The sequence below is a fragment of the Exiguobacterium sp. UBA5002 genome (genome assembly GCF_002396765.1).
Taxonomy (GTDB): Bacteria; Bacillota; Bacilli; order Exiguobacteriales; family Exiguobacteriaceae; genus Exiguobacterium_A.
Map to the genome: position 1 here is coordinate 11,087 of NZ_DGYQ01000039.1, position 13,151 is coordinate 24,237.

General features: G+C 47.2%; 14 protein-coding genes. 5 read left to right on the forward strand and 9 right to left on the reverse strand.

What is annotated here, in order from left to right; all coding sequences use genetic code 11:
* Positions 1-253: 253 nt before the first annotated feature.
* From B4C70_RS12280 to B4C70_RS12300, 5 genes are all read left to right on the forward strand, one after another.
* Positions 254-1,408 carry a hypothetical protein gene (locus B4C70_RS12280; protein WP_290779823.1) on the forward strand — a complete coding sequence of 385 codons (1,155 nt, stop codon included), beginning with the start codon at positions 254-256 and terminating at the stop codon, positions 1,406-1,408.
* Between the two features lie 199 nt (positions 1,409-1,607).
* Complete coding sequence (locus tag B4C70_RS12285; RefSeq protein WP_290779826.1) at positions 1,608-4,430, forward strand: sensor domain-containing protein; 2,823 nt, start codon at positions 1,608-1,610, stop codon at positions 4,428-4,430.
* Between the two features lie 86 nt (positions 4,431-4,516).
* Complete coding sequence (locus B4C70_RS12290) at positions 4,517-5,398, forward strand: YitT family protein (RefSeq protein ID WP_055969019.1); 882 nt, start codon at positions 4,517-4,519, stop codon at positions 5,396-5,398.
* Positions 5,399-5,421: 23 nt separating this feature from the next.
* Positions 5,422-6,318: an alpha/beta hydrolase gene (locus B4C70_RS12295; protein ID WP_290779831.1), complete on the forward strand. Its 897-nt coding sequence runs from the start codon at positions 5,422-5,424 to the stop codon at positions 6,316-6,318.
* A 15-nt stretch (positions 6,319-6,333) separates the two neighbouring features.
* Positions 6,334-6,501 (forward strand): hypothetical protein, encoded by a 168-nt coding sequence (locus B4C70_RS12300; RefSeq protein ID WP_290779834.1) that lies wholly within the window; start codon positions 6,334-6,336, stop codon positions 6,499-6,501.
* A 60-nt stretch (positions 6,502-6,561) separates the two neighbouring features.
* Here B4C70_RS12300 and B4C70_RS12305 read toward each other — a convergent pair whose 3' ends face one another.
* From B4C70_RS12305 to B4C70_RS12345, 9 genes are all read right to left on the reverse strand, one after another.
* The gene (locus tag B4C70_RS12305; protein ID WP_290779836.1) at positions 6,562-7,386 is read right to left on the reverse strand and encodes a phytoene/squalene synthase family protein; all 825 of its coding nucleotides are present in this window, start codon (positions 7,384-7,386) and stop codon (positions 6,562-6,564) included.
* A 196-nt stretch (positions 7,387-7,582) separates the two neighbouring features.
* Positions 7,583-7,807: a carbon storage regulator CsrA gene (gene csrA, locus B4C70_RS12310; protein ID WP_023469287.1), complete on the reverse strand. Its 225-nt coding sequence runs from the start codon at positions 7,805-7,807 to the stop codon at positions 7,583-7,585.
* A complete protein-coding gene (gene fliW, locus B4C70_RS12315; RefSeq protein ID WP_290779839.1) occupies positions 7,807-8,247 on the reverse strand; it encodes a flagellar assembly protein FliW in 441 nt (146 codons plus the stop codon). The genes csrA and fliW overlap by 1 nt, the downstream gene beginning before the upstream one ends.
* 4 nt (positions 8,248-8,251) lie before the next feature.
* A complete protein-coding gene (locus B4C70_RS12320) occupies positions 8,252-8,830 on the reverse strand; it encodes a DUF6470 family protein (protein ID WP_214859392.1) in 579 nt (192 codons plus the stop codon).
* 13 nt (positions 8,831-8,843) lie between these two features.
* On the reverse strand, positions 8,844-9,821 hold the full coding sequence (flgL, locus tag B4C70_RS12325; RefSeq protein ID WP_290779842.1) for a flagellar hook-associated protein FlgL: 978 nt from the start codon (positions 9,819-9,821) through the stop codon (positions 8,844-8,846).
* An 18-nt stretch (positions 9,822-9,839) separates the two neighbouring features.
* A complete protein-coding gene (gene flgK / locus B4C70_RS12330; protein WP_290779844.1) occupies positions 9,840-11,396 on the reverse strand; it encodes a flagellar hook-associated protein FlgK in 1,557 nt (518 codons plus the stop codon).
* 12 nt (positions 11,397-11,408) lie between these two features.
* Entirely contained in the window at positions 11,409-11,816 is a 408-nt protein-coding gene (locus B4C70_RS12335; RefSeq protein WP_023469292.1) for a flagellar protein FlgN, read from the reverse strand.
* 121 nt (positions 11,817-11,937) lie between these two features.
* Positions 11,938-12,186: a flagellar biosynthesis anti-sigma factor FlgM gene (gene flgM / locus B4C70_RS12340; protein WP_023469293.1), complete on the reverse strand. Its 249-nt coding sequence runs from the start codon at positions 12,184-12,186 to the stop codon at positions 11,938-11,940.
* A gap of 459 nt (positions 12,187-12,645) precedes the next feature.
* Positions 12,646-12,978, reverse strand: a complete 333-nt coding sequence (locus tag B4C70_RS12345; protein WP_255997495.1) for a ComF family protein — start codon at positions 12,976-12,978, stop codon at positions 12,646-12,648.
* Positions 12,979-13,151: the final 173 nt, after the last annotated feature.

A 13,151-nucleotide genomic window follows, 5' to 3' on the forward strand; every position in this document is an offset into this window, starting at 1 on the left:
CGTCAGGCACTGTTTCGCCTCTGCTAACGAACCAGCAATCGTTACGTCATACGCATGGTGCCGGAGGAAACGTGCCGTCACCTGCGCTAATTTTTGTTCATCTTCAATCAATAGTACGTTCATGGTCATCCCTCCACTCCTAGTGTAGCGCCTTTTTGTCCAGATTTGCCTTTCTTCGCAGTTTCTTTGCAACTTCCTCACAACTTCTCTTTCCTGACCCTCTACCATAAAAGGTGAAAGGAGTGATCATCCCATGACATTCAAAAAACAATGGATCACTGCATTGACAATTAGCGCATTAACAGTCGGAGGCGCGTCAGCATATGCTGCGACGAACGACGACTCGAGCACGACAAAACAAGTGAAACACGGGCACCACTTCGAAGGTATGAAAAAGCATGACATGACGTTACTCTTGAAAAAATTGAACCTGACACAAGCTGAGGCAGATGCTGCCCGGGAGAAAGGGCAATCAATCGCTGATCTCGCAAAAGCAAAAGGGATCTCGTTCGCTGATTACAAGAAGGCAGAACTCGCAGCAGCGAAGGAGCAGCTCGTAAGTCTCGTTAAATCAGGCGACTTAACGCAAACGCAAGCAGACGACATGCTGAAGCGTCAAACGGAACGGTTCAGTGGCGTCAAGAGTTACGCTGAACTCAAAGACAAGATGCCGATGGGTCGCCACGGTGGACCAGGTTTCTTCAATGAATCATTGATCGCTGACGTCCTGAAGGCACTCGGACTGAGCCAGTCGAAGTTCGACGCAGCGAATCAATCGCTTGCTGCTTATGCGAAGGCACAGTCGATCAAGTTCGCCGACTATAAAAAAGCATTGCTTGCGGCGCAGACGAGCGAACTCAATCAACTCGTCAAAGACGGGAAGATGACGAAAAAACAAGCAACGGAAATCAAGTCTCGTCTGACAGAGGAGTATAAGGACGCGAAGAGCTACGACGATCTTCCGGATCGCGGCGAACACGGTAAGTGTGGTGACCATGGACCGGGTGGTGTCTTCGGTGACTCAACATCAGCGATTCTAAAAGCACTTGGACTCGATGAAGCGAAATTCGAAGCTGCAGAGCAATCCTTACCTGAATTCGCGGAAGCAAACAAGATCGCTTACGCCGATTTCGAGAAAGCCGTCCTGACAGCTCAAACTGCTGCGATTGATCAACAAGTCAAAAATGGCAAGCTGACAGACAAGCAAGCGAAACAGATCAAGGAACACATTCAGTCCCGCGCGGATGATGCTTCAAGCTACGCTGATCTCAAGAAAGATCCAGCACGCGATGGTGGTCATGGTCGAGGACACGGACCTGGTCCGGACGGTGACATGCCGGGCGCACCAGACCAAGGAACGGATACGGATCCAAATGCCAATGACACTTCGGTCGATTTAGCGATTTAACATATAAAACGAAGCTCATACCGTTGAGCTTCGTTTTTTGTCGTACTTGACCTCTTAATTTTGAAATAAAATTGCATCGTTTTCTAACTTTCCATTCGTTTTTTTGAAATAATAGTCTATTGTTTAAGGAATCATTGCAACGATTCTCCCCTTCATCCGATAGTAAGACTGAAGCGTTACTACGTATGGAGGTGAAGAGATGGCGTTTTTTGAGGCCATGAAAACAATCCGACGATCAGATACGGCACCGATTCATATCGGTGGGCTTGAAGTATCTCGTCTTGAACAATCAGAAGCCTTTTTCCATCATCAAACCGATGCGATTTTTGTCTTTGATGCTGCTGGTACGATCATCTATTTCAATGAACATCTTCCAGAAATCCTAGGATACTCGGAACATACCTTATACGAGCACTTTTCCGTGTTTAATCCTCCGGATCAAATAGAGGCGGTCTCGCAATTTTTCCAGCGTGCGTTACAAGGGGAAACCGTTCAATATACAGCAAGAGGGTTGCACGCAGACCAACATCTCGTCACCTTAAAAATCACGAACATGCCGATTGAACAGGAAGGATATGTCATCGGTGTCTATGGCGTCGCGCGCGATGTGACACGCGAAAAACAACTCGAAGAAGACGTCTCGGAAATTCGCTCCCAACTGGAGCTGACCGAGCAAGTGCCTGAGTTAGTCTTATTCTATTACGACTTACGGTCGCATCAAATCGAGCCTTCACCGTCGCTTCTCAAGTTTCTTGGGCTAAGGGAAGACCAGTCATTGATCGAGCAACAACGGTTACTCGAACGGATTCATCCTTGGGATTTTGACCCGCTCCGCTTTGAGATCGAGCGAATGGAAGCCGGAAAGCAGGATCAGTTCGAACAAGAACTGTCCTTGTTGACGTCAGACGGTTCGTATCAATTGTTGCGCTTGAAGGCAGTACGTCGCGCAGGGCATGCGCATCAGGCTTCAATCGTCTTGTATGACTTATCGGAAATCGATGCGGTCCGTCAACAATTGAAGATGGAACGCGCACAAGCCCGTGACATTTATGAGGCTGTGAACGCGGCGATCTCACAAATTGATTTGACGACCGGACGGATTTTATTTCATTCGCAAGGTTTTTTGCACATCTACGAGGAGTTACCAAAAAATTTGATTTTAAATGATACGTGGTTATTGTCGCGAATCGATCCCCGAGATCACGATGCGATGCGAAAGTTCATGCAACGCTTGTTACAAGGACATGCCGGAACACTTCAGTATCGCCTCCGTTTTCCCGATGGGCGGATCAAATGGGTCGAGGATCAACAAATTCCGATCTTTCACTCTGACGGATCGATTGCGTATTCCAACAGCATCTTGCATGATATCACGTTACAAAAAGCGTACGAAGAACAGTTACGGCAACTCGCTCTCCGGGACGTCGTGACCGGTCTTCCGAATCGCCAAGCACTGATTGAGACGATTGAATCGTGGCAAGCACGCACTGTTCCTTTTTTCGTTCTCTCGGTTTCTTTCAACCGTATTACGGAGATCAATAACGCGTTCGGTCACGGTTCCGGCGATCAGTGGCTCCAAGCGACTGCTGCCCGCTTAAACGATGTCAAACCGGACGAGGTCTTCCTCGGTCACCTCGGTGGGGATGAATATGCACTGCTCGTCTCGACCGACTATGAACAAGATGTCACGCCGTGTGCGGAAAGACTACTTACGATCTCGACACAACCGATTTCAATTGAACCCTACGCCTTGTTCGCCCGGGTTTCGATCGGTATCAGTCGCTATCCTCAAGACAGCACGGACGCCGTTGAGTTATTAAAGCATTCTTACACAGCACTACGCCGCTCACGACGCGACGATCACAGTGCGTTTCATCATTATGCTTCGAATCTCGATATTGACTATTACCGGCGCTATCGTTTGGAGCAAGACTTGCATTATGCCATTGAACGTGATCAGTTATTCCTCGAGTACCAACCAAAGGTCGATAGCTGGACAGGGAAGATCGTCGGAATGGAAGCCTTGATCCGCTGGCAACATCCGGAATGGGGACGAATCCCGCCGAACGACTTCATTCCGCTTTCAGAAGAAAGTGCGCTGCATATCGACATCGGGGACTGGGTCCTCGAAGTAGCCTGCCGGCAGATGAACGAGTGGTCCAAGACCGGTGCCTCACTCGTCCCGATTTCAATAAATGTCTCACCAAAGCGGCTGTTGATTCCAGGATTCGAGCATCAAATCGAACAGACCTTAACACGATATACGCTCGATCCGGCCCTGCTTGAACTAGAGATCACAGAAGCGGCCCTCATCATGGATGATCCGATGACGAGTCGCACGCTTGAATCGGTCAGTGCCCTGGGTGTCCGGATCGCCTTAGATGATTTCGGTAAAGGTTACTCTTCGATGGTCTATTTGCAACGTTATCCGATTGACGTCATCAAGATTGACCGACAATTCGCGACGCACATTTACGATGATGCGAAAGCGAAAGCGATCGTTAAAAGTATCTTGTACATGGCGAACGAATTTAACCTACATGTCGTAGCAGAGGGCATCGAGACGATTCAGCAGCTCGATACGTTCCGAATGCTCGAATGCCCACGTATCCAAGGATATCTCTTCAGTCGACCGGTTCCGAGTGATGTGATGAAAGGCTTTTTAATCCGCGAAATCCTCTATCCGATCGAGGCTTGTGCTCTATCGAGTGATACGGTTCCACGGTTTTCCGTTCCCGGAAAGATCCGGATGCTGACGCATCATACAGAGTCCTTCACACTCGCTTTTTCTGACTTACAGGCACATCAGACGAGTACGAAGGTCTTGTATTTCTCGACTGAGACGCCCCTTCCTTCACATGCCGCAACATGTGAGATTCGATTAAACGAAGGGCTGCAACTCGTCACCTGCACTGTCACGATCATCGGTCAGCAAGACGGACAATATATGGGGGAATATACGAACGAAACGGAAGCCGAACAGATCATGCGCTTCTTCCAATCGTTACGTTACACCCCTTGACTCACTCACGAAGACGTTCACAGACGTCTTCGTGCTTTTTTGTTATAGTAATCTTAAAGTAATTTACTCTAGATGGGAGGAATGACATGCAGTCCCCACTACCGATGAAACATCATCGTCGTTCGACGAAAGGTCAACTCTTTCGACGTCTCCTCATGCTAACGATTGGTGCCATCATCTTTGCAATCGGTCTGAAAGGATTCTTAGTTCCGAATAACATCATTGATGGCGGAATCGTCGGGATTTCGATCATCGGCTCGAAAGTCACGGACACGACCCTCGCCTTTTGGTTATTCTTTCTGAATATCCCGTTTATCTTCTTCGGCTACAAACAAATCGGGAAGACGTTCGCCCTATCGACGTTATACGCGATCTTCATCATGGCGATCGCAACGAAACTCCTCGAACACATCGGTCCGTTGACAAGCGTCGACTTACTCGCGACCGTCTTTGGTGGATTGATTCTCGGAATCGGTGTTGGCATCGTCATCCGTTCGAGTGGATCACTCGATGGAACGGAGATTCTTGCTGTCTCGTTTAGCCGATCGACACCGTTTTCCGTCGGAGAGATCGTCATGTTCTTCAACGTCTTCATTTTGGGTGCCGCTGGTTTTGTCTTTGGATGGGACCGAGCAATGTATTCCTTGATTACATATTTCGTCGCCTTTAAGACGATTGATGTCGTCATCGATGGACTTGATCAATCGAAAAGCGTCTGGATCATTTCCGAGAACTACGAAGAGATTGGTCTTGCGATCATGGATCGCCTCGGACGAAGCATGACGTACTTAAATGGAGAAGGTGCCTTTACGGGTGATGGGAAGAAAGTGATTTTTTGTGTCATCAGCCGCTTGGAAGAATCAAAGTTGAAGGACATCGTTCGTGACTTTGATGAACAAGCCTTTATTGCGATCGGCAACATCCATGATGTCCATGGCGGTCGCTTCAAGAAAAAAGATATCCATTAACCGAACGAAAGGAAGGAACGCGGGTGTGGAAAAAACATCGTAAAAAAATCATCGCTACCATCATCATCATCGTCACCTTAGTCGTCGTCATCATCGTTGGTATTTCCGGTTATGTCGGCTCATCCTTGACACAACCGGAGCGCGAGGCATTGACGACAAATCCGAAGAAGGCAGAAAATCTAGACTATGAGGACGTGACATTCCGGTCCTATAAAGATCGAACCCGCTTATCCGGCTGGTGGATGCCGAGTGAGGATGCAAAGTTAACAATCGTCTTTGCGCATGGATACGGGAAGAACCGAGAACAAGAAGATGTTCCAGTTTTACCGCTCTTTAAGAAATTTCATGATGCCGGTTACAATGTGTTGACGTTTGATTTCCGGGGTTCCGGTGAATCGGACGGCAAACGCGTCACTGTCGGAGCCAAGGAGCAAGACGACTTGTTGACGGCTGTGCGGTACGCGAAGTCACGTTCGGCGAAGCCGGTCGTGCTCTATGGTATCTCGATGGGCGCGGCGACTTCGCTCGTCACCGCTCCGAATGCCGATGTCGTCGGCGTCATCGCCGATAGTCCATTCAGTGATTTAGAAAACTATCTCGCCACGAATCTTCCGGTTTGGAGCGGGCTGCCGAATTTTCCGTTTACACCGATTATTCTAGAAATCACACCTCCGTTGACAGGACTCAATCCCGAACGCGTCAAACCGGTCGAATCCGTCCGACGGATTGATTACCCGATCCTGTTGATCCACGGGAAAGATGACGATGCGATTCCAGTGACGGAAAGTATGAAGATTCAAAAGGCAGCGCCACGATCGGAACTTTATGTCACAGAAAACGGCGGTCATGTCCAGTCGTATGCCCACGATCGAAAAGCCTATGAAGAGAAAGTGCTCACGTACTTAGCTGACTTGCACTGATAGGAGGAAATCGGAATGCAGCAACTCTCCGTGTTCTTGACGTTTTTCATCGCACTGACGATCATGGGGATCGGTTTACTCGTTTCGCGTCGCTCCGGGTATCGGTTCCCTTACGGACGAGCGGTTCTTCTCATTTGGATCGGTTCCGCACTCATTGGATTGACGATGTATATCTTACGATGACAGACAAAAACAGCCGCCCGCTTCCTTTATGGAAACGGGCGGCTTGTTCGTTAGTGAAGCTTATCGTTTTAATACAGCAGCACCGACGATTTTCAAAACTTCCGGACGACTCAGTTTCTCCTTCCCTCTTGCAAGGGCATCCAGCGTTCCATGCGCGAGTGCAAGTGGAATGTGACAGAATTCATAAATCGTCGTCTCCTTCGGAATGGACGCAAGGTATGCGTCGGCTTCTGCGAGATTCTCACGCGCATAAGCAAACATCGTATCCGTCGTCCAACCAGGCGGGAAGTAACCGACACCACGCTCCGCATCCTCCTGTTGGTTACGCAGAATGTTGACGGCTTGTAAACCACGACCAAATCCAATCGCTTGTTGCTTATCCGTGACAATGCCTGCTTTCCAGTACCAAATGTCTGACAGCATCACACCGACAAGTCCAGCGACATAATACGTGTACTCATCGAGATCCGCTTCTGTTTTAACTGTCCAGTCGCGCTCTGCCCAGACCGCCATTCCTTCTGCCATCTCCGCCGTCGAATCGAGGACCTTCGGACGAATTGCGGACGGACAATAGGCGATCCACTCCGGTAGACGGAGTGTCACTTCCGGCAGATGCGCCGTGTAAGGCGCAATCAACTCGAGATAGGCCGTAGCGGAGAATGTGCCACGCATCATCAATGCCGTCTCACGTAGTAACGTCGTCTTGATGTCTGTCGCTAGTTCTTCATGGTCTTCGATCTCATCGATGGCACGCATGCATAGATAAGCAGCACCGACCGCTTCCTGTAAGTCTTGCGATAGTCGACTAATCGGGATGTAGAAGGTGCGACTCGTCGCTTTTAGTACACGGTTCGCGTCTTTTTTCAGCTGCTTCGTCTCATTCATTCCTGACAACTCCCTCTTTGATTCAAAAGGTTTCTTTTCTTCTCCATTTACTATACACGATTCAACGCGTTTGAGCATTTATTTCATGATAAGAAAGACTCCCTGCACTCGTATGATACGTGCAGGGAGTCGATTTGTATTCTTTTTTCCAAAGAATGCCTGAATCACGAGAGGATACACTGGCATTCACTTGACCTTACTTTTCTTGTTGTTTCAAGAGTTGTCCGATCAACCCTGTACTCCGTGATGCTTCCGTATTCTCTTCTTGGATGGCTAAATAGACTTCCTTCCGATGGATGTCGACTTGTCGCGGAGCGCGGATTCCAAGCTTCACTTGATCGCCTTCAATTGCAAGAATCGTCAGTTCGATATCGTCTCCGATTTGAATCGCTTCGCCGTTCTTTCGTTTTAATACGAGCATCAGCGTCCACCTACTTCTGTCAGACTTCCAATCTTTTGACGATTCGGATATGTATCTTCTAAGATGATTTGTTTCGCGAGCCGCTGTTTCGTTTCCATCACGAATGGTGCCCGTAAATTTGTCGTCGATTCCTGGAAAGGCTCACGTAACGTTACCGTCGTGTATACAGCGACTTGCGCTGTTTCTTCGATACTCAACTGTTCTTTTGCAGAATCCGTTAATTCAAAGACATAATCCGGATCGATCCAAAACGGATTCGTGACGATGAATGCGCATTCCGTCTGATCAATGGATTGGAAGGACCAAAACGGTACCCCTTCTCCGAACGGCAACAAGACGAATTGTTTGGCATCCGGAAACCCCGGTAATTCAGAAGCGAAGGTAATGATCTCACTTGGCTCGATCGTAATCGTACCAAAAAAATCTGTTTCGATTTGCATAATATTATCCTTTCTCGTCGTATATGCCGCCCACTGGCCACATATCTAGCTGATTTCGTTCCCGAAGGAAAATGTCTGTTTTCCCTTCCGTGACCTCTAGTTCCGGACGATGCGTCGTTACATCGATGACCGGCTTACGAGCAGTGTAACGAACATTCACTTCAGCCGGTGTGAAATTAATTTTCACCCGGTCCAAACTCCGAGGAATGAAGCCCATCGTCGTCACTTCTGCTGGAGGCGTATCGTTCATCTTCGCAATCCGAGCGATGACCTCGCCTTTTTGCTCGATCCGCATCAATTGATCTCCTTCACTCGCGACGCGTCCCGTTCCTTCACGTACCATTTGTTGACCAAGATCCGCATACCGTCTGACGGATTCGAATGCCGGAATTCGTCCCATCTCGATCCAAGCTTGCGACGAATCGATTTCGAGACGAGCCGCTACAGTTTCAATCGCTAGCTCCCCTTGCGGTTGTTCAATCGAAAGATCAGCCGGACGTTGCGTTTGCCGCATCTCAAGTGGTGTCGTCTGCATACCGATTTTAGCAGAGGTCTGTCGCATCTCTAGGTGAGGAAGATTCATTCCGGTTCACCCCTTATCGAAGAAAATCAAGTAACGATGGTTGGATGATGCGTGCTCCGGCACTGAGTGCAGCACGGTGCAACGTTTCATGTGATTTCAGTTCCATGATGACCTGTTCGGTTTCGATGTCTTCGTTATCAGACATGACGGTTTTTGCGATGATTTCTTGATCTTCTAAGCGCGACGCATTTAGTTCCAGTCGATTCACACGTGCACCTAAGTCAGAACGGATTTCGACCGTCTTATTCAACATCGCTGTAAGATCCTTGAGCATACCGGATAATTCTAATCCATTGTTCGTGCTGTCGTCTTCATTGCCATCTTCGCTCGTCCCACCAAGAGCATTGAACAGCTTTTTCAGCGTCATGAAGGTATCTTTACCAAACACACCACCATCGGCTCCATCTGTCGGTGTAACGTTGACCTGAACTCTAATTCCAGACGAGATTTCATATTCGATTTTCCCATTATCTGGTCCTTCAGACGCTTTGAAAATAGAATCAATTTCTCCGATACCAACATCACTTTTCAAAAAACGCTTCAACTCGTCAATATCGATGAAAGATGTATCGGTTTTGGTACCACTAAAAATTTGTTTTTCATTATATTTCGTATTCGCTAGCGTTCCGATATGCTCAATCAACTGTCCAACCTCGCTTTGGATAGCTTTCCGCTGTGTGCCATCATACGTATCATTCGCTGCTTGTGTCGTTAATTCATTAATCCGGCGCATGGCAGACGTCACTTCGTCTAAGGCGGAATCCGTTAAATCCATCCAACCTGTCGCTTCATCGACATTTTTCTTGAACTGATCGACTTCCCGGACTTCTGTCCGGTACCGGATCCCCTGCATTGCAACGACCGGATCTTGTGACGGCTTTTGAATTTTTTTACCGCTGATTAGTTGTTCCTGTAACGTACTTAATTTTTGATAGCTCGAAGACAAATGACCGATATTTGTTTTCGTCAGCATCGTTTGTGTGACCCGCATGTCCTCATTCCTTCCTTATCAGCGACCGACTAATCCCATACCGTTAATGATTTTATCGAGCATTTCATCGACTGTCGTGATGTTTCGTGCTGCTGCATTGTATGCATGCTGGTACTGAATCATCATTGTCATCTCTTCGTCAAGCGAGACGGCTGAGACCGACATCCGGCGTTGATCGGCATTATCCATCAAGACGCTGGCATTTTTCCCGAGGTCAATCGTTTGGCTTGTCGCTACTCCCATATCACCTATCAACGACTGATAAAAAGAGCCAAGTGATGCATTTTCTAAATTTTCAATACGTTCACTTTTTACGTTAGCTAGTGCAAGTGCTCCTGCAGAATCGCCAATATTCCCGTCTTGTGATGTAGCAATGTTCGAAAGACTACTCCAAATCATGTCACCCACTGAAATATTTTTGGCACTTATTGAATCAGGAGTAGATGATACGAAAAATTGATTTGTTCCATTTTCAATCGTTTTAGTACCGTCTGCTTCAGTGATCACGGTTTTATTATCACTATGAATTTTATTGAATGTATTGGCGAAACCTAAAGCCATGCTATCGAGTTTTTTTAATACATTTGCATACTCACCAGATGCCTCTGACTGATCGCTATTTTGATACCCATGCATCTGAATTAACGCCCACAGTTTTCCATTTGAGAAGACCATATCACTCGCAAACTCTGTTTCTTCAGATCCTGCCTTAAACGCTGTATAGTTACCATCTTCGTTAGTTATGAATTCTAATACTTGAACATTTTCATCATCAGCTTTCATTGTAACTGCTTTAATAGACTCTTGATTAGGAATGATGATCTCAATGTCGATACGTCCTTCAGCAATCTTTGAAGCATTCCCCATGCCTCCACTTGTAATAGCAGTTGCATCAATCGGCACTTTTTTAAAATCCACATAAGTCGATAACTCATCGAAATAACGATCACGTTCATCGTATAAGTCGTTCGGTAAGACACCAATCGGTTCGATTTCGTGAATTTGTGTATTGACGTTATAGATTTTCTGAAGGAGATCGTTTACTTTTTTCGTCGAGACGTCTAGTTCATTCTTTAAGTCCCCTTGTACCTTCGTCAAAGAAGTCGCTAAGTAGTTGAATGTCTTTGACACGGTATCCGCTTGCTGCCGAACGACGCTTCGCGCTCCCGAGTCTTGCGGGTTCTTTGACAATCCTTGTAACGATGCCCAAAAACTATCGAGTGTTTTCGCGAGCCCCGTTTCAGACGGTTCGTTGATGATATCTTCCATTCGCCCGAATGCTGCGGCTTTCGTTGAATAGTACGCATACTTCGTCGATTCATCGCGATATTGTTTATCGACCATTACGTCACGTAATCGCTCTACCAGTTCTCCACGGACACCGGTTCCGAATTGAACGTTTTTTCCGCCGCCTAGGGAGACCGAAAGTTGTTCCGTTGTCGCTTGGACGAGACGCTGTCTTGAAAATCCTGCTGTTCCGGCATTTGATACGTTATTTCCTGTCGCTTGTAACGCCCATTGACTCGTCGTCAGCGCACGACGTCCCGTTTCAAGCCCCATGAATGTTGAACCCATTCGACTTCCTCCTTATGCATTTCGATTGAAGTGTGTCCGGTCAAACGTCGATTGACCATATGTAAAGTCATCCGCTTCCGGTACGAGCAATTGCAAATGCCATTCGATGTAATGTAACGATTGTTCTAATAACTCTGCGTTCAGCGCGTTCGCTTTTCGCAGTTGCCCCATCGTCGATAAGAGAGCACGAAGCGTTTCGACATCTTCAGGGTGCGACGCGATCCACTCCGTCATCGTCACGGTTCCCATGGATTCGATGCGCTCTTGCTCTAATGTCGCGATGCGTTTTAGCAAAACGGGTTCTTCCTTGACGATTTTCGAAAGGCGACTCATGTCGTTTTGAATCAATGCCTCTTTTTTCGAAAAGGCGAGCGCTAATAATGCTTCATGCGCCTCCGTCAACTGTCGGATGATTTCCATATCGTGTTTGCTCCTTTTATCATGAGTCCGACTACTTTACTACCTTGCTATCGTTTCATATAAAAAGCGACCCGCGCATCCGTGCCCCGAGTCGCTTCTAATGTCAGTTTCATTCACCTTATTACAAGTTCAAGAAACGTTCCGCGATTTTGTTCGCATCCGGTTTATAGGTTCCATCCTGAATGGCTTGTTTAAGGGAGGCAATTTTATCTGCCCGCGATGAAGTCGTTCCTTCGAAGCGCACGCGTGCTTCTTTTGAAATCGTCACTTCGTCTGTTCGATTCATTCGTTTTGTTTCGGTTCCTTCTACGGGTTGATTTCTTTCATACGTCTTGGGCATGTTCACCCATTTAGTCGAATCAATTCGCATGTGAACACCTGCTTTCTAGATTACGAGATTCTTGATTTAAGTTCGATACGTTCTCGGTTTCGAAGGGTCCACAGAATCTTGCATCGCTTGGGCGAGGTCACGTCGCAATTTATCACGACAGTCAGCACAAATCGTCCCTTCATGAGAGGGTTTTCCGCAACTCTCACACGTGATTTCCATTTGAGAAATCTCAGACATCAACAAGCGCCCTTCCTTGATATAACGAAAGACGGTTTCGCGTTTGACTCCTGTTTGCATCTCGACATCATTCGGTGAAGTTCGGACTTTTCGCCGCTCTCGCAAGAATTCGCGTACCTTTTCGAAATTCAGATGATCTTGACGCATACACGTCGGACAAAGATCAGAAGATTGTTTTACAAAAATTTTCCCGCAAGATTTGCAGTTTACTACATCCATTTCCTTCACCTCATTCAGAGTATCGGCAGGAATGATGAAATATTAAATACTCCGAAATAAAGTTACTGCAGAAATTTCACTTGCGCCCGCTTCCTTGAGACGCACCATCGCTTGCCGGAGTGTTATTCCTGTTGTGTAGACATCGTCGACCAGCAAGATATTTTTCCCTGCAACTTCTTTCGTGACATGAAATGGATTCGATCGTTTAAGACGTTCTTCTCTTGATTTCCTACTCTGCGGTGTCCCTTCGTCGCGCTTTAATGCTAAGGTGACCTTCCCATTCATTCGTCTAGCGATCTCTTCTGCTTGATTGAATTTTCGTTCAGACAAGCGGTCACGGCTAAGCGGAATCGGAACGATCCATCCTCTTCTCATTTTTACCTTCTTCAACTCGTCGGTAAACATCCGAATTAGGACAGTATCTCCTAAAAATTTATAACGATGCATGAATGTCTTTGCTTCCTCATTGTAAAGATACATCGTACGGGTATGAAGTGGTAAGCCGAGATTTTGCCATCGTCGACAGTCCTGACAGAGCTCGATACCTG